Annotated in this window: 17 protein-coding genes; 11 read left to right on the top strand and 6 right to left on the bottom strand. The window is 41.5% G+C overall.

Annotated features, from left to right (window positions below; genetic code table 11):
* The first annotated feature begins 1 nt into the window (after window position 1).
* The 5 genes from pdhA (at window position 2) to G504_RS0112665 (ending at window position 4,462) form a co-directional block, all read left to right on the top strand.
* On the top strand, window positions 2-991 hold the full coding sequence (gene pdhA, locus G504_RS0112685) for a pyruvate dehydrogenase (acetyl-transferring) E1 component subunit alpha (RefSeq protein WP_019670564.1): 990 nt from the start codon (window positions 2-4) through the stop codon (window positions 989-991).
* Between the two features lie 2 nt (window positions 992-993).
* Entirely contained in the window at window positions 994-1,989 is a 996-nt protein-coding gene (locus tag G504_RS0112680; protein ID WP_019670563.1) for an alpha-ketoacid dehydrogenase subunit beta, read from the top strand.
* Window positions 1,982-3,139: a dihydrolipoamide acetyltransferase family protein gene (locus tag G504_RS0112675; RefSeq protein WP_019670562.1), complete on the top strand. Its 1,158-nt coding sequence runs from the start codon at window positions 1,982-1,984 to the stop codon at window positions 3,137-3,139. Before G504_RS0112680 ends, G504_RS0112675 begins: the two co-directional genes overlap by 8 nt.
* Window positions 3,136-3,378: an acyl carrier protein gene (locus tag G504_RS0112670; RefSeq protein WP_019670561.1), complete on the top strand. Its 243-nt coding sequence runs from the start codon at window positions 3,136-3,138 to the stop codon at window positions 3,376-3,378. Before G504_RS0112675 ends, G504_RS0112670 begins: the two co-directional genes overlap by 4 nt.
* A 97-nt stretch (window positions 3,379-3,475) precedes the next feature.
* Window positions 3,476-4,462: a zinc-binding alcohol dehydrogenase family protein gene (locus G504_RS0112665; RefSeq protein WP_019670560.1), complete on the top strand. Its 987-nt coding sequence runs from the start codon at window positions 3,476-3,478 to the stop codon at window positions 4,460-4,462.
* A gap of 118 nt (window positions 4,463-4,580) precedes the next feature.
* Here G504_RS0112665 and G504_RS0112660 read toward each other — a convergent pair whose 3' ends face one another.
* From G504_RS0112660 to G504_RS0112645, 5 genes are read right to left on the bottom strand one after another with little or no spacing between them, the layout of a single operon-like run.
* On the bottom strand, window positions 4,581-5,642 hold the full coding sequence (locus tag G504_RS0112660; RefSeq protein ID WP_019670559.1) for a mandelate racemase/muconate lactonizing enzyme family protein: 1,062 nt from the start codon (window positions 5,640-5,642) through the stop codon (window positions 4,581-4,583).
* The gene (locus G504_RS19265) at window positions 5,642-6,442 is read right to left on the bottom strand and encodes a creatininase family protein (protein ID WP_019670558.1); all 801 of its coding nucleotides are present in this window, start codon (window positions 6,440-6,442) and stop codon (window positions 5,642-5,644) included. Before G504_RS19265 ends, G504_RS0112660 begins: the two co-directional genes overlap by 1 nt.
* Window positions 6,426-7,946 (bottom strand): hypothetical protein, encoded by a 1,521-nt coding sequence (locus G504_RS18685; protein WP_019670557.1) that lies wholly within the window; start codon window positions 7,944-7,946, stop codon window positions 6,426-6,428. Before G504_RS18685 ends, G504_RS19265 begins: the two co-directional genes overlap by 17 nt.
* Before the next feature lie 4 nt (window positions 7,947-7,950).
* Window positions 7,951-9,024, bottom strand: coding sequence for a DUF1611 domain-containing protein (locus tag G504_RS0112650; protein WP_019670556.1), 1,074 nt, complete (start codon window positions 9,022-9,024; stop codon window positions 7,951-7,953).
* A gap of 17 nt (window positions 9,025-9,041) precedes the next feature.
* Window positions 9,042-10,103 carry a pyridoxal-phosphate dependent enzyme gene (locus G504_RS0112645; protein WP_019670555.1) on the bottom strand — a complete coding sequence of 354 codons (1,062 nt, stop codon included), beginning with the start codon at window positions 10,101-10,103 and terminating at the stop codon, window positions 9,042-9,044.
* Between the two features lie 160 nt (window positions 10,104-10,263).
* Here G504_RS0112645 and corA point away from each other — a divergent pair, with 160 nt between their 5' ends.
* Complete coding sequence (corA, locus tag G504_RS0112640) at window positions 10,264-11,331, top strand: magnesium/cobalt transporter CorA (protein WP_019670554.1); 1,068 nt, start codon at window positions 10,264-10,266, stop codon at window positions 11,329-11,331.
* Between the two features lie 30 nt (window positions 11,332-11,361).
* Here corA and G504_RS18680 read toward each other — a convergent pair whose 3' ends face one another.
* Window positions 11,362-11,760: a hypothetical protein gene (locus G504_RS18680; RefSeq protein ID WP_019670553.1), complete on the bottom strand. Its 399-nt coding sequence runs from the start codon at window positions 11,758-11,760 to the stop codon at window positions 11,362-11,364.
* Window positions 11,761-11,916: 156 nt separating this feature from the next.
* On the opposite strand from G504_RS18680, the gene G504_RS0112630 reads away from it, so the two are divergent.
* From G504_RS0112630 to G504_RS0112610, 5 genes are read left to right on the top strand one after another with little or no spacing between them, the layout of a single operon-like run.
* Complete coding sequence (locus G504_RS0112630) at window positions 11,917-13,095, top strand: aldose epimerase family protein (RefSeq protein ID WP_019670552.1); 1,179 nt, start codon at window positions 11,917-11,919, stop codon at window positions 13,093-13,095.
* 35 nt (window positions 13,096-13,130) lie between these two features.
* Window positions 13,131-14,069, top strand: a complete 939-nt coding sequence (locus tag G504_RS0112625) for a dihydrodipicolinate synthase family protein (RefSeq protein WP_019670551.1) — start codon at window positions 13,131-13,133, stop codon at window positions 14,067-14,069.
* Between the two features lie 10 nt (window positions 14,070-14,079).
* Entirely contained in the window at window positions 14,080-15,663 is a 1,584-nt protein-coding gene (locus G504_RS0112620; protein ID WP_019670550.1) for an aldehyde dehydrogenase (NADP(+)), read from the top strand.
* Between the two features lie 14 nt (window positions 15,664-15,677).
* A complete protein-coding gene (locus G504_RS0112615) occupies window positions 15,678-16,685 on the top strand; it encodes a 4-hydroxyproline epimerase (RefSeq protein WP_019670549.1) in 1,008 nt (335 codons plus the stop codon).
* Between the two features lies 1 nt (window position 16,686).
* Entirely contained in the window at window positions 16,687-17,937 is a 1,251-nt protein-coding gene (locus tag G504_RS0112610) for an NAD(P)/FAD-dependent oxidoreductase (RefSeq protein ID WP_019670548.1), read from the top strand.
* Window positions 17,938-17,944 lie beyond the last annotated feature (7 nt).

Here is a 17,944-nt window from a genome sequence, read left to right as displayed (position 1 = left end):
TATGGAAAAAGAAGAAATAAAGTTAAATCCGGCAATCACAAGAGAACTTGGCCTCAAACTTCTGTACCAGATGATTCTCATCAGAAGGTTCGAGGAGAAGTCTGCAGAATTGTATACCAAAGAAAAAATTCGCGGTTTTCTGCATCTCTATATTGGTGAAGAGGCAGTAGCCGTGGGTACCATGCACTCCTTAACAGATGAAGATAATATTCTGAGTACCTACCGTGAACATGGACATGCATTGGCAAGGGGCCTTGATCCTGGAAGCATCATGGCTGAGATGTACGGCAAACAAGAGGGGTGCAGCATGGGGCGTGGAGGCTCCATGCATTTATTTGATGCTTCCAAAAGATTCTTTGGAGGAAATGCCATTGTTGGAGGTCATTTACCCATGGCAGTAGGTATGGCCCTGGCATCCAAAAAACAAGGCCTTAACAATATTACCAGTTGTTTTTTTGGTGAAGGAGCAATAGCCGAGGGAGAATTCCATGAATCTATGAACCTGGCTGCACTATGGGGTGTTCCTGTTCTTTTTCTCTGTGAAAATAACCTTTACGGTATGGGGACTGCGCTCCGTTTTTCGCATTCTGTTCAGGATTTGGAAAAAAAAGGAGCGGCATACGGGGTTGAATCAGCAAAAACCAACGGAATGGATGTGCTGGAGGTAAAAAATGCAGTTGAAAAGGCTATAGCATACATCAAATCTACCGGAAAACCATATTTTCTGGTATGCAACACCTATCGCTTTAGAGCGCACTCCATGTTCGATGCCCAACTGTATCGTGAGAAAACGGAAGTTGATGAATGGAAAAAACGCGATCCCATTCTAACATTTAGCAATCAATTATTACAAAACGAACTAATCTCCCGGGACGATATTGATACTATTGAGAACAAGGTCAGCGCTGAAATACAAAAAGCTGTTGATTTTGCTGAAGCCGGAACTTTTGAACCTGTTGAAGATTTAAAAAAATTTGTTTATAGCCCATAGTTATGACTGATAAAACAACATTGAAAATTACGTATAGGGAGGCGTTAAAACAGGGAATGCACGAAGCCCTGATTACTAATGATAAAGTATTCCTGATGGGGGAAGATGTGGGGCGCTATGGAGGAGCCTTTGCAGTGAGTAAAGGATTCCTTGAGGAATTTGGTGAAGATCGTATCATGGACGTTCCCTTGTCAGAATCAGGCTTTGTTGGAGCAGGTATAGGTGCTGCTTTAGCGGGAATGCGGCCCATAGTGGAAGTCATGACAGTCAACTTCAGCCTGCTTGCACTAGACCAGATCATTAACAATGCAGCTACCTTATTACATATGTCGGGAGGTCAGATAAATGTCCCTGTAGTTATCCGAATGAATTCAGGGATTGGAAACCAGCTCGCGGCCCAGCATTCTCATAGTTGGGAACCATTCTATGCCCATATTCCCGGATTGAAGATTGTTTCCGCCGGCACACATGAAGATGCCAGGGGAATGCTCTTAACTGCCCTGGAGAGTCCTGATCCCGTGGTGATTTTTGAGTATACATCCCTCTTAAACATGGAATCGGAAATCCCGTCAAGTTCTGGCGCAGTAGATATTGATAAAGCTAAAATACGAAGGGAAGGAAAAGATCTTTCGATCATTACATATGGCCCCGGAGTATACAAAGCTTTGGCAGCAGCAGAAATATTGGCTTCATCCGGAATTGATGTAGAAATAATTGATCTTCGCGTCCTCAATCCTATCGATAATGAAACCATCATTAATTCTGTGGCTAAAACCCATAAAGTATTGATCGTAGAAGAGGCATGGCGTTCGGTCAGCATATCCTCAGAGATCATTTCCAGAATAATGGAGAACGCCTTTTTTAGTTTGGATGCGCCGGTTGAACGGCTTTGCGGAATTGAAGTGCCTATTCCATATCCCAAACATCTGGAGGATGCATCGATTCCACAGAAACAGGATATTGTTGACTCGGCTTTAAAAATGATACAGAATGATTGAATTTACAATGCCCAGTCTTGGCGCCGACATGGAGGATGGTACGCTCGTAGAATGGAGGGTAAAATCTGGCGATTTCGTTAAACGAGGCGATATCATAGCAGATGTTGATACCCAAAAAGGTTTGATTGAAATAGAAGTCTTTGATGAAGGCACTATCAATGAGCTTATTGTCAAAGAAGGGGAAAAAGTGCCTGTAGGAACGGTAATGGCCATCATTATCCCGGTTGGAGAAAAAGTGTCTGCCAAAAAGAAATCCAGGATTAAAAAAGAACCTATAAAAGAGATGGTAAAAGAGGGTTCAATAAAAGTTGATGATCGATTAAAGGTATCCCCCCTGGCGAAAAAAATTGCAGAGGAAAAAGGAATCGATCTTTCGGCCATAAAAGGAAGCGGTCCGGAAGGCAGTATTATAAAAAAGGATATCGACCTGGCTGCAGCTAAGAAAGCAGAATCGCATGTAGAAGTTACCGGGGGCAAAAAAGAAATAGCTGCGAAAGGTCTGCGAACAGCAATTGCTTCTGCCATGAGCAAGTCTAACAGAGAGATTCCTCATTTTTACCTCGAGACAAGGATCGATATGACAAAAGCGCTCAATTGGTTGCGCGAATGGAACAAGGAAAGGGAACTTAAAGACAGATTGCTGGCTGTTGTGCTGCTAATAAAAGCAACAGCAAAAGCAATTAAAGAAGTTCCATCAGTTAATGCTTTTTGGGAAAATGGTCTGCAGTTGAAAAATGCCATCAATATAGGCTTTGCCGTTTCATTGCGCAAAGGAGGAGTTGTGATTCCGGCAATCCCGGAGGCAGACAAAAAATCCCTGAATCAGTTAATGGACTTGTTGAATGATTTGATACCGCGTGCAAGGGCATTGCAATTGAGAAGTTCAGAATTAAGCGAATCCACCATTACAATTTCCAATATCGGGGAAGGCAGTACGGACAAAGTTTTTGGGGTTATCTACCCGCCACAGGTTGCCATTTTAGGCTTCGGCAATATCGTGGAAGAAGCATGGGCCGAAGATGGTAAATTAAGCGCCCGCCCCGTAGTTCATGTGACACTCGCCGCAGACCACAGGGCCATTGATGGTTATCTGGGGAGCAGGTTTTTAATGGCCCTTAAGCGGAATCTACAAAAGCCCGAAGCCCTATGAAAGACGAGGAAATAAAAGCAACTATCCTTAAATTGCTGCAAGAAATAGCACCGGACATAGATCCCGAAGAACTCGGAATGGATGACAATATCAGGGAAGTTTTTGGTATCGACTCATTCGATTTTCTGCAACTCATAATTGGCATTGACAAGGAATTTGGCATCACAACCCCGGAAGCGGATTATGGCAAAATAACCACGCTAAGGTCTTTGATAGCTTATGTAAAAGCTACAAAATAGGCGCTCTTTTTTTTTATTTCAGATTCAGTATTACCAATAGAATATCCCTATTTGGTGCCTGTGTTGTTTTGTCAATAATATTAAATCCCTAAGTTTATTGAAAGAAAAGAAGAATATGAAAGCGGCCATTACCTTAAGATCCGGTAATCCGGAAGTCATTGAAATTCAGGATATGCCTGTCCCGGCAGCCAAAAGCGGCTGGGTTTTGATAAAAATCAAGGCCTTTGGTTTAAACAGATCCGAATTGTTTACCCGCCGGGGACATTCACCGGGTGTAGTATTTCCCAGAATCCAGGGTATAGAATGTGTGGGCACTGTTGAAGAAGACTTATCAGGAACATACTCAAAAGGTCAGAAGGTAGCTGCAATTATGGGCGGTATGGGAAGGGAATTTGATGGGGGATATGCAGAGTACACCCTGGTACCATGGCAAATTGTTTTCCCTTTCGAAAGCAATTTACCCTGGAGCATTCTTGGGGCTATTCCGGAAATGTTTCAAACTGTTTCGGGGTCCTTAACCCAGGCACTCGAAGTCAAAAAGGGAGAAACATTACTTATAAGAGGTGGTACATCCTCCATAGGTATGCTCTCCTGCCAGCTGGCAAAACATTCGGGGCTCACTGTCATTTCTACTACCAGGAACGAAGCCAAAAAGAAATTTCTAATTGAAAACGGGGCAGACCATGTCCTAATTGATAATGGAACTGTTACTGAAGAATTAAGAGCATTGTTTCCTGAAGGGGTAGACAAGGTCCTTGAATTAATTGGAATAAAAACCCTTAAAGACTCCTTAAAATGCATTAAACCCGGGGGTGTTGTTTGCATGACAGGAATACTTGGGGGTGAATGGACAATGGAGGAATTCACACCCATGGGCGACATCCCTTCTCTGGGAAGATTGACAGTTTACATGGGTGAAGCGACTAATTTGAGGAAAGAATTATTGCAGGATTTTATTGATGCTGTTGAGAATGAGAAAATAACCCTTAATATTGATAAGGTTTTCCATCTGGATCATATTGTTGAAGCTCATACTTATATGGAAAACAATTTAGCCACGGGGAAACTTGTGATTGAGATATAGGTCTTCAGGTTTCATCCATTAATCATAAAAAATCCAAATTCTTTGAATTCCAATAAAGGGTCATTGTTCAACTTTAACAAAGTACTGCATAAGTCATTTATTCAAAGTGATGGAGTTTTTACCTATCTATTAGCCCCAAACCGGCACTTTGGGTAGGATAGAGTATGCCTTTTTCCAGTTTAAAAAGGCCCATAAAGGGATCATTTTCAATATCCAGATGCCCGTCAAGATCTGCATAATGGATATTGGGTCGGGATAAGGCAAAATGAAGTCCGGCAGAGATTCCTAAACTACATTCATCTATACATCCAACCATAGCTTCCAGATTTGCAGATTTGGCCACTGAATTAATATGCATTGCCACAGAAATACCCCCCACTTTCATCAATTTGATATTGACCATATCAATCCGTTCATTTTGAGCCAAACGAAAAGCATCAGCCAGAGTTTTGATACTCTCGTCTGCCATTACAGGGATATGAGTCCTATCTGTTACCTCGCCCAATTTCTTTTCACGTTCAACTTTTGTGGGTTGTTCAAATATCTGGATCCCGATTTTTTTGGTCGCTTCCACAAAAGCAATCGATTCTGCAACATTATAACCCTGATTACCATCAAACCTAAGTACTGTTTGAGGAAATTTTTCATGTATCAGAATCATTTTTTCAATATCCTCCTGAAAATTCAGACCCCCTTTAATTTTTAGGATGGTGAATCCCTGTTTTACAAAATCACCTGCCCGTTTCAGCGTTTCATCCAAGGGCAATATCCCAATGGTTATACTCGTGGCAATGCAATTGCGATATCCCCCAAGAAATTGATACAAAGGCACTTCTGCTTTCTTTGCTATAAGGTCATACAGCGCAATATCGACCATTGCCAAAGCGGACGATTTATCACCCAACATTTCCTTTAGTTCCGTTAAAATCCTGATATATGTAAATGGGTTTTTACCTTTTAAATACGGTATAATAATATCTTTTATAGATTCCTCTACCTGCTCCGGGCTTTCTCCTGTTACAGTAACATCGGGTGCTGAACAGCCATAAGCCGTCCATTTACTTTCTGTCTCCAGCTTTAGAATAAAGTTCGTCGTTTCTTCTACAGTCTCATAAGCTATGGTATAGGGCTCCACGAGTTTTAATTGAAGCCGCTCATAGGATATCTTTGTAATTCTCATTAATACCGCTTTTGATATAAATCTTTTAAAGGAGCGTTTTTTATAGATTCAACAAACCTTATCATATGCAGGATCATCAGGTCCCACATTTTTCTGCCTTTTTCTGCCGTAGCCTTGGTAGCATCCCCCATAACTCCGCTTTCTGAGATTTTATGGGTATGAACATACCAGTTAACACTGGATTCACTATCATAATCCAGATATTTATTGTCAAACATCATAGTCTCATTGACAGCCTTATCCATTTGAACCAATTCCGGCCGAATCGCAAGGGTGGTGCTGGTTTCAATCTCACCGGCATGAATATCATTTGGAGTATCGATTAGTTTATAAAGGTGGGCATCGCTGGTTTCCCCGGTGTCTAAACAGACAAAAATATTAGTATCCCTTGTAATCATTTGAGCCGCATAGCTAAGCGTAGGTGCGTTGTCTCCATGACCATTCAGAATTATTAATTTTTTTACCCCATTTTTAGCAAGGCTCATCCCCAGGTCATATACAAATTTAGAGAGTGCATCATTTGTGATACTTAGAGTACCTTTAAAATCGTCGTGATGAAATGAGACGCCAAACGGAATTGTAGGCAACACCAATGGTTTTGGATCTTTACAGCCCTCTGCCACCTTGTAAGCCATGTATTTAGCATCAAAATAATCAACATCTACCGGTAAGTGAGGACCGTGCTGCTCTATTGCTCCGCATGGAAGGATTGCTGTATCTACTGTTTTAAGATATGCTTCAATTTCCGGCCAGGTCATTTGCTCCCAAAGGAAACCGGCTCTTTTAGTTGTTGTATTCATTTTCTTTAGTTAAAAAATAAGGTATATTAATTTGTTCCTGATCAAATTCGAATGTTTGCCATTTCCGATCTTTTAATTGTACGGCTGCATCAGAATATTTGGTGAAAATACGGAAAAGAGGTGCTCTGATATATTTGGGCATATCTTCCAAATTGCTCCTTTCCCGGTCAAAGCGGAGTTGCATAATTTCCGGGTGTTCCTTTGCCAGTTTACGGGTATGCTCGTTCACTTCAATCAATTTCTTACTCACTAAGATATAGTACAACTGCGCTGCATCCGAGCCAAGCTGTTTAATACTCTGTTTGGAAAGCGCGTCCAGCCCTTTCTTAATTTGCTCTTCAGAATAACCACACCTTTTCGGGTCCTCATCCAATGCTTTCAACATCCCTACTATTCGCCTGCATTTTTCGCAATTCCCGCAAGGCAGCATCAAACCGCCTTGTGCATGTGCCGCATGACAGGACACTTGCTGTCTTTGGAGTTCAGGGTATCTCTTCACTAATATCTTTAATATCAGTAGTTCGGATAGACTACGTAAAATAGAATATTGAAAAATATCCCATCCCTTTTTATGATAGTATCTGCTCATGGCATTATCGAAATAAGCACTCTGGTCATAAAGGCCCTTATAATGTGTTATACCGTTATGGTTTCCTTTTAATGTAGTGTCATATTCGTTGCCTATCAGAATATTTCCAATGTTTCGCTTACGCACAACAGGCAAAACGCCGAAAAGAAATACGGCTACTGTCCATAATCTTATGGGATAGATGTCAGCCCTGATATTTTGAAAATTTTCTTTGATAAAAGGCATTTGTCTTACCATCCAATTAAAGATACGATCGCTGTTGCACCAGGGTTTGGCTGTATTTGGTTCCGTTCTTTGAAGGTATTTATAGGCATTAACAGCTGTAAACCAGTGTCGCCCGGATTCATTGATAAAGACCGGGTGCGCCTCGCCAATTTCTTTGATTAACCCGTAAGTCAGCAAACTGTCTTTACCTCCGCTACTCAAAATAGCGTAATGTGATTTGTCTGTTTTCGCACTATCCTTTTTAAGTGCCAAATGATAAAACCGGGTATTCGTGAAAGTCAATTTCGCGGCCGAATAACGATCCATTTTTTCAGCCGTAATAGTATCAAATGGTGGTTTTAAAAACTCATTTTTGCTCAGGAATTTGTTGACTAATATTTCCCTCGATGTGTTTTCCATCATATCGTGGAGAAATCGTTGATCTGCCTGATCAAAAAGACCATCAAACTCAATGTTTTCAAAAAAAAGTCCGTAATTTAAGGCTACCTGGACCACCATCATAGAAGCAAGGTTAACATCATTCGGATTTTTTCGATCAAAGTAGGTGTTATCGTAGGAATAGATCAACTCATTTTTCTCTTCACTCCCGTCATTTTTCACAATCGTATAAACCGCCTTTACGCGTTTGGGCTCAACGTTTATATTGTGTACTTTAAGTAAAGGAAAAACAACAAGTGATCTGATGTCCATCGTTTTATTTTATTTTCGCCTTCAATAAACCTATAAGTTCATCAGCCCCATGGGCTAACACATCAAAAGCAGGTAAGCCGGTTTCTTCAGATATTTTATCGCAGGCAGGTAAAATTTCATCTTCGGCCATTAGTTCGTGGTTCACCGTAATTGCCAGTACTTCTTTCCCCGATATAACCTCTATAGCATTGATCTGTTCTTTCAGGGAATGCAGTTTATAGCCCGGAAAACCATCATACTCCAGTCTTTTTGGAGCATGCTGTAAAATAACATAATCAGGTCTCCCGGCTGCAAGAATTTCAAACCCCCCCGGATAGGCAGGGTTCATTAAACTCCCTTGCCCTTCAATAACAATAACATCCGGGTGTTCTTTTTCCCAGGCAGTAACAACCGCATGTTCTATCTCACCTGAAACAAAATCATTTATACAACTGTCCAAAATCATGCTGTATTTGGCGCCTTGCATCCAGGCAGTTTGCCCCGTTCCAATTAGCTCGGCCTTAAGCCCGGCCTTCCTAAAACCATGAACAAGGATCCATGCTGTCGTTCTTTTACCCAATGCAGAGTCTGTTCCCAACACAGCCAATTTAAGGCAACTTACCTTTTCAATATCCCCGGTAAAAAAATGAAGTTTGTCCCTTTCCGGAGTCATCCGCACGTCCCTGATTATACATCCACACGTATCCGCCAGACTGGCCAGTATTTTATCTTTGGATAAAAAATCATGTAGGCCACTATCAATATTCCAACCCATTTCCAGGGCTTCCTTGACGGCAGATTTTGCTGCGGCCGGCAATCGCCCACCATCCGGAGCAAGTCCTATGACAAAATAAGAAGGTAACTTTTTAGTTTCCGTTAAACTTTTTGTAGCTGCCGCCACACTTCTAAATATGGGTATTCCGTTTGGTTTCCCATCTAAAACTTCACCGGCATCCTTACCGGCATAGCTACTGTCGACAACGCCGACAATTTCATAACGTTCAGTAAACCGGACCAGTCCGTGAGCAGTTTTTCCGTTTGGAGTATTGAATGCGTTCTGGCAATATACCAGAGCTCTCCCGTCTATACTTTTTTTCATTTCTTCTATTTTAACACTTAGTATCTGGCCGTTAATATGGCCACAAACCGGTCTGGTTCAAAGTCCAGTTTTTCATCAAGTTCCAATAATGCAATAAGTCCGGCTGTTGCCGCGGGAAGTATTTTAATCCCTTCTTTTTTAAGTAAAAGCGAACTCATTTCCTTCATCTTTTTATCACTTATATTAAATGCTTCTCCCTTGGATTCCCTGATAGCATAAAGTGCTTCATCTCCGTCAAAACTGTGCCAGTTTATGAGAGGTTCATTGTATTGTGTTTCCTTGATAATTTCCGGACTCAAATCTTTACACACCTCCAATCCCAGCTTAAAGGACTGCACTATAGGATTCTTCCTGCTTGATGAGGCGGCTATCATCTTTGGGATTCTCGAAGTTTTCCCTCTTTTGTACAAATTCACGAAACCACGGTAAATTCCGGCAAACAACGTTCCGTTAGAGACGGGAGCCGCACAATATTTAGGGGCGTCCCCAAGGTCTTCCACAATTTCGTCGGCAATTTTGGAATAAGCCGAAATTTGCAGAGGTGTGTTTGCTCCTCCCGGATTTGCATCATACCACTCATTCTGCCTGGCCAGTTCACTGCTCTTGACAACCACTTCTTCATAGCTCGCATTTAGCCGTATAATTTCTGCGTTCAGTATCTCCATTTCCTTGATCCGTTCCGTATGATATGCCGCCGGAATGAATATTTTGCATTTGATTCCCGCCAGATTTGCTGCCAGGGCCATCGCCACACCGTAGTTACCGCAAGTTGCCAGTGTAACTACATCAAACTCCCTGCGCAATGCGTCGTAAATCTGAGCAAAAGCTATACGGTCCTTCTGAGTTCCGGTAGGATTATCTCCTTCATATTTTGTATAAAGTTGCCTAATATTAAATTCCCGCTCCAGTGTCTTGGCCCTGTATAACCCTGTATCCCCTACTTCAATATTTATGATGTCCTCATAACTTTCCAGCCTGTCTATCAGAGCATTGTCCTTGTTCCGAACAAATAAACTCAAGTTACTGGTCTCTGCGGAGACTTTGTTTTCTGCAGTTTTAACCCCATCTTTAAGATTCATTTTATTGGCCTATTATTCTGCTTAAATGTATACTAAATATCAGTTATAAAGTTTAAAAAAGGGTAAAATTATTGTCTGATTCAATCCTCTGAATCGGGTTAGGAATGGGTTTGTAGAACTAATCTAAATAACCTACATTGTATACCAACAAACTTAGGACATGAAAACAGGAAATACATCAAAGGTGGCCAGAAAAACCGGATTAGCACCAGGCACTGTTGTCTATGTTGGAAAAAAAGCCACTAAAGATTTATTTATAGATGTTTTTGATTACAACAAGGATTATCTGGATGAAAAGAAACTCAAAAATATTGAAGAAGCCTTCACTTATGAAAATAAAGAAACCATAACCTGGATTAATGTTAATGGGCTCAATCATGTAAAGGAGATTGAAAAATTAGGGAAAGATTTTGAACTGCACCCCCTGATCCTTGAAGACATTACCAATACCCAGCAAAGGCCCAAAATGGAAGAGCATGAGGAATATATTTTCATGGTTTTAAAAATGCTTTATTTTGATAAAGATCAGAATCTGAAATTCGAGAATATTAGTTTCATTCAGGGCTCCAACTATTTATTGTCTTTTCAGGAAGCAGATGGCGATGTTTTTGATGCTGTCAGGGATCGGTTGCGAAATAGTAAGGGCCGTGTAAGGAGCAACGGAGCCGACTACTTGCTTTACGCGCTTATGGATGCCATAGTGGATAATTATTTTAACCTTATGGAAACAATGGGGGATAAGATTGAAGAACTGGAGGAAAATTTATTTTCGGAAAAACCAAATAAGGATCTCATCCATGAAATCCACGGTCTCAAACGGGAAATTCTAAAAATACGCCGTGCAGTATACCCCCTTCGGGAAGTAGTTAACCAAATAGATAAAGTTGATCTTTCACTGATTACGGAAAAAACACAATTATACCTCAGGGATTTGTATGACCATGTAATTCAGGTATCGGAAAGTATAGATATTCAGCGCGAATTGATCTGGAGTCTTATGGACATGCATATGACTACCATTAGTAACCGTATGAATGAAGTAATGAAAGTGCTCACAATTATGGCGACTATTTTTATACCGCTAACTTTTATAGCCGGAATCTATGGAATGAATTTCGAAAATATCCCCGAGCTTAAATTTAAATATGGGTATTTTGTGTTATGGGGTGTTATGATCGGGATATTTTTGGCTATGCTCTACTACTTCAAGCGCAAAGAGTGGCTTTAAAACAGAGGTCCTTATCAAAAATTTATTCAATCAGTAAAGTGCCATTGATTTATCCTTCTTTTTATTTTTCCTGTCAGATTTGTTTCTCTTTACATAGTATTTACCTTCTTTTTTCGAAAACAATTCAATACTAATACCAACGGTTACCCCACCCAGAGCCGTTGCAGCCAAATCGCCATTATCCCATTCACCACCATTCCCGGTATCAATGGCTTCTTTTGCTAATCCGGCTAGAACACTAGCTGCAACAGAACCGGTTACCGTCCAGAAACGATTTCTCTTGGTTACTTTAGAAGCAATCAATGCTCCGGTTGCACCGGCAAATGCCCCTGCTGCAAAATGAAGGGCCTTATCCTGTTCTATTTGCCCCCGTACTGAAAATTGAATAAGAAGCAATAGAACAAAAGTAGAAATGAAAGCTGATCTCATTAGTCTAAAATATAAATATTTTAATTAACAGAAAGTTCCTTTTGGTAAATATCCTATCTGTTTTAATAAAATCCGTTTTTGAAGCAATAAAATTTCCTGTATCTCTTTTAACTCCTTACTTTTCCTTACTTTTATTGGTCCAATACCAAATATCTTATGAAGTTAAAATCGTTATATTTATTAGTCCTGTTTTCTCTCCTGTTTTTAGGCTGCAAGGATAAATCGGCCCAAAAAGAACCCGGCATGGAAGCAAAAAAGATTTCATATGCCAATACAATAAATCCGGATAATTTTAAAGCAGTTATTGAAGGTGATAGCGTTAACTTGTATACGCTGACCAATAAAAACGGACTTAAAGCCGACTTCACCAATTTCGGACAAAGATTAATTGCCTTACATGTGCCTGACAAGGATGGTGAAATGGGCGATGTAGTTCTTGGGTTACCTACACTCGATGCTTATATGAATGGTCCTAAAAACAATTTCGGGGCGGTCATTGGCAGGTATGGAAACCGAATTGCCAAAGGTAAATTTTCAATCGGGAATACTGAATATCAACTTGCGAAGAATAATGGGGAAAACCATTTACATGGCGGCACAATTGGTTTTGACGCAGTGATCTGGAAAGTCAGGCAATCCGGAATTGATCAAATTGAATTTACACGAATTTCTCCGGATATGGAAGAAGGTTACCCGGGGAACCTGGATGTAAAGGTAACCTACGAGCTTACAGATGAAAATGAACTAAAAATCAGCTATGAGGCTACTACGGATAAAGCTACGATTATTAATCTAACCAACCATTCGTATTTTAATCTTAAAGGGGAAGGAAAGGGTGATATCAATGATCATGTTATGATGATAAACGCTTCCGGATATACTCCGGTGGATGCGGGTCTTATCCCTATTGGAACCATTGAAAGTGTTGAAGGCACTCCCTTTGATTTTACCAGCCCTAAAACTATTCGCCAGGATCTGAACAGCAATCATCCGCAAATGGTCATAGGAGGAGGTTACGATCATAATTTTGTGCTCAATGAAACTCCCAAAAACAGTGGAGGCCTTGTCCTGGCTGCCAGGGTTACCGAACCTACCAGTGGCCGTGTAATGGAGGTATATACGTCCGAGCCCGGCGTTCAGCTTTATGGCGGCAACTTCTTAAATGGCAATAGCACCGGCAAAGGTGGTAAGCCTTATATGAAAAGAAATGCTTTTTGCCTGGAAACGCAACATTTTCCTGATTCTCCAAACCAGCCTGATTTCCCAGGCACCTTGTTAAAGCCGGGAGAGATATATAAATCCACAACCGTTTATAAATTCGATGTGGTAAAATAACTAATTTTACATTTTACAACTAATCCCTGAAAATTATGCAAGTACAATGGAAGGGCGTAATGCCCGCCGTAACAACGAAATTCACAGAAGCGGATACCCTGGATTTAAAAATGTTTGAGGTAAACATCAATGCACAGGTGCAGGCAGGTGTTAGCGGAATTATTCTTGGGGGAACCCTGGGAGAAGCCAGTACTCTTTCAGACGATGAAAAGAGAATACTTATAGAGACCACCGTTAATATTGTGGATGGGAAAATACCAGTTATAATAAACATAGCGGAACAATCTACCAAAGGGGCTGTCAGGGCTGTATATAATGCAGCAAAATACGGTGCGAGCGGACTTATGATGCTACCGCCGATGCGCTATAAAGCGACTGATTTTGAAACTGTTACCTATTTTAAGGCTATTGCCCAAAGTACAGAACTGCCCATCATGATCTATAACAATCCGGTAGATTATGGCATTGAAGTTACGTTGGATATGTTTGAGGAAATGCTACAATGCAACAATATACAGGCGGTAAAAGAATCTACCCGTGATATTTCTAATATCACCCGGATAAAAAACAGATTTGGAGATCGGTTAAAAGTACTTACCGGGGTAGACACCCTTGGTCTTGAAAGTTTATTAATGGGGGCCGATGGCTGGGTGGCCGGACTGGTCTGCGCCTTTCCACAGGAAACCGTTGCCATTTTTGAACTTGTGAAAGCCGGCAAAATTGCAGAAGCCCTGGAAATTTACCGCTGGTTCTTACCGTTGCTGGAACTGGATATAAGCCCGCAACTTGTCCAGAATATTAAACTGGCTGAAGTTGCCACCGGTATAGGGACAGAGAATGTAAGGGCTCCAAGGCTACCGCTTCGCGGAGAGGAACGCCGGAGGGTTTTACAAATTATCGGAAAAAGGATGAATGCCAGACCAGATCTGCCGGTTTATAAGGACTTGAATAAAAAATCATATCATAGCGCGTAACTAAAAAATTATGATCACAGGAAAAAATTATATTGGTAATAAACACTCTGCCAATGGCGGCAAAACCTATAAAACTTTTAACCCTAAATTAAATCTGGAAAACGAATGGACCTTTTATGAAGCTACTGAGGAGGAACTGAATGAAGCAGCAAAACTCGCGGCGACAGCTTTCGAAAGGTACAGAAATTTTACACCAGAACGCAAGGCGGGTTTTTTAAGAGTAATTGCTGATGAGATAGAAGCCCTGGGCGATTTGCTTATCGAAACTTATTGTCTGGAAAGTGGTCTGCCCGAAGGAAGGGCAAAAGGGGAACGTGGCCGTACAGTGGGTCAATTGAGAACTTTTGCCAATGCTTTGGAAGATGGTTCCTGGGTAGAGGCAAGTATAGATACAGCCCTGCCAGCAAGGACCCCTGTGCCAAAACCGGATATAAGAAAGATGCTTTTACCGATGGGGCCTGTTGCCGTATTTGGCTCCAGTAATTTCCCCCTGGCATATTCCACTGCCGGTGGTGACACTGCAAGTGCACTTGCGGCCGGATGCCCTGTTATTGTAAAAAGTCATCCTATGCATGCTGGTACCGGTGAACTGGTGGCCTCAGCCATTCAAAAAGCAGCAAAAAAAACAGATATGCCAAATGGTGTCTTTTCCAACTTAAACAGCAGCGGTATAGAAGTAGGCCAGCAACTTGTTAAACACCCGGCGATAAAAGCCGTAGGATTTACCGGAAGCATCAGGGGTGGAACAGCCTTGCATAAATTGGCCAATGAGCGATCAGAACCTATACCGGTGTTTGCAGAAATGGGCAGTATTAACCCTGTGGTGATTTTTCCATCCGCCCTCGGGGAAAAAGGAAGTTTTTGGGCAGAACAGTACGCCGGATCAATTATGTTGGGGGCTGGACAATTTTGTACTAATCCGGGATTAATTTTAGGTCTGAAAAGTGAAGCCCTGGATACATTTATTACTTCCCTTGGTAAAGAAATTGCAAAGCTGGAACCCAGTTGTATGTTGCATCCCAATATTTACGGCAATTATGAAAAAGGAAAGAAAATAGCTTCTGAGCAGTCTGGCACCAGCCCAATAGCAAAATTTGAAACCGAAGCACAGCCTTATTTTGCCCAACAACTTGTGCTTACCACCGAAGGAAAAAATTTTCTGGAGAATCCTAAACTCCACCAGGAAGTATTTGGTCCCTTTTCTATTGTTGTTCAATGTGAGGATACCCAACAACTCACGGATATTCTTAATCATTTGGAAGGACAACTTACCGGCACTGTTTTAGGAAGCGAACATGAAGTAGGTGAACATGAAAATGTGGTAGCCGCTTTGGGTAGCAGGGTGGGAAGGATTATTTTTAACGGCGTTCCTACCGGGGTAGAGGTTTGCCCGTCAATGGTGCATGGCGGCCCTTTCCCCGCTTCTACAGACAGCAGATTTACTGCAGTGGGCCCTTACGCAATTAAACGCTGGGTAAGGCCTGTTGCTTTTCAGAACTGGCCACAGGAATTTCTCCCGGATGCCCTTAAAGATGAAAATCCCCTGCAAATTTTGCGATTGGTCAATGGGGTTTATACAGATGCAGCGATTTAATTGTCCACGAGCCAATGGCTATAGCTACCTTTAAGTGTATTGATGCTCATACGTGCGGTAACCCCGTAAGGGTTGTGGCTCATGGCGGCCCTGATCTTCAGGGTCGGAACATGAGCGAAAAGCGTCAGCATTTTTTAAAATCATATGACTGGATTCGCAAAGGCCTTATGTTTGAACCCCGTGGCCATGACATGATGAGCGGCAGTATTTTTTACCCTCCGGCAGATCCTGAAAACGACCTCGGTATATTATTTATTGAAACCAGTGGTTGTTTACCTATGTGCGGACATGGTACCATTGGCTCCATAACTATCGGAATTGAAGAAGGGTTAATATCCCCGAAAGTACCCGGGACAATAAGGCTCGAAACCCCGGCAGGCCTCGTGAAAGTTACGTATCGCCAAACAGGTAAAAAAGTAGATTGGGTAAAATTCAACAATGTGAAATCCTTTCTGGCGGCCAGTAATTTAAATGTAGAAAGCACTCATTTAGGCAGAATAGTTTTTGATGTTTCGTATGGTGGAAATTTTTATGCCATTATAGACCCTCAGAAAAACTTTAATGGATTGCAGGATTATACCGCGACCGAACTCATTCAGTTTAGCCGGGAAATACGGGAGCGTATTAACAACAAATACGCCAATCAATTTATACATCCGGAAAATGAAACCATCAAAGATGTGAGTCATGTTCTCTGGACGGGTAAAACTCTGGCAGAAAATGCCACGGCCCGAAATGCCGTTTTTTACGGAGATAATGCCATTGACCGATCACCCTGTGGCACAGGGACCTCGGCCCGGATGGCGCAATGGCATGCAAAAGACCTCCTTAAACCAGGTGAGGATTTTATCCACGAGAGTTTTATTGGCTCCCAATTTTTAGGTCGTATTGAAGAAGTTACTACTTTAGATAACCAACCCGCTATTGTTCCCAGCATTAGAGGATGGGCCAGGGTTTATGGATATAATAAAATAATAATTGATGATGATGACCCTTTTGCACAGGGTTTTCAGGTAATTTAATATGGGTAAGCGTATAGTTATCATTGGCGGTGGAATTGCAGGTTTGAGTTCTGCCTATTATCTAAATAAGGAAGGGCATCAGGTGACGGTCATAGATAAATCTGATATTTCTGCAGGTGCTTCTTTTGTTAATGCAGGCTACATAACGCCTAGCCATATTATTCCACTGGCCTCTCCGGGAATGATTACTAAAGGTATTAAATGGATGTTTAATTCTGCAAGTCCGTTTTATTTGAAACCACGTTGGGACCCTGACTTTTTCAGGTGGTCCTGGTATTTTCACAAATCTTCAACTCAGGCCAAAGTAGCAAAGGCCATTCCCGTGATCAAAGACATTAATATTCTAAGCCGTGGTTTATTCGAAGATATATATTCTTGTGGCGATTTAGGCCAATTTCAACTTGAAAATAAAGGCCTGCTAATGCTTTATAAAACAGATAAAGCAGGTGAAGATGAATTAGAAGTAGCCCAAAAAGCGCGTTTTCTTGGACTGGAAGTAAAATCCCTGAATAATGCAGAATTGAAGAAGTTAGAACCCAATGTAAAATTAGACGTTAAAGGGGCCATACATTATGAATGTGACCGACATACCACCCCCACTGAATTTATGCCAAAAATGGTAAAATATCTGAAGGGTGTCGGGGTAGAGTTGAAAACCAATGAAGAAGTTCTTGAAATAGCAACGTCAGCCGGTCTTGTTACTGAAATAAAAACCTCGAAAGGGTTCTACAATGCAGACGAAATTGTGTTGGCAGCAGGTTCGTGGAGTGGCAAAATATCCAAACAATTGGCGATTAAACTTCCGTTGCAAGCCGGAAAGGGATATTCAATTAATGTAAAAAGACCTACCGGTATCAGCATTCCCGCCGTACTCATGGAAGCTAAAGCTGCCGTAACCCCTATGCAGGGTTTTACCCGTTTTGCAGGTACTATGGAATTCTCGGGAATAAATGATATTATCAGAAAGGAGCGGGTGGAGGCCATTGCAAATGCCGCAAAAAGTTATTACCCGGAAATTGAAATCAGCCAGAATGACAAGTCGAATGCCAAAAGCGGGCTTCGGCCTGTAAGTCCGGACGGCTTGCCTTATATTGGCAGGAGTAAATCTTATAGCAATCTTGTTTTTGCCACGGGCCACGCTATGATGGGTTGGAGTCTTGGTCCGGCTACAGGTAAACTTGTTTCGGAAATTATTGATGGCAAAAACACGGCCATGGATATTAAACCATTTACCCCGGACAGAAAATTTTAAAACGAAA

Origin of the sequence: Eudoraea adriatica DSM 19308 (genome assembly GCF_000382125.1) — a bacterium.
Taxonomy (GTDB): domain Bacteria; phylum Bacteroidota; class Bacteroidia; order Flavobacteriales; family Flavobacteriaceae; genus Eudoraea; species Eudoraea adriatica.
This window is presented reverse-complemented; position numbering and strand designations above follow the sequence as displayed.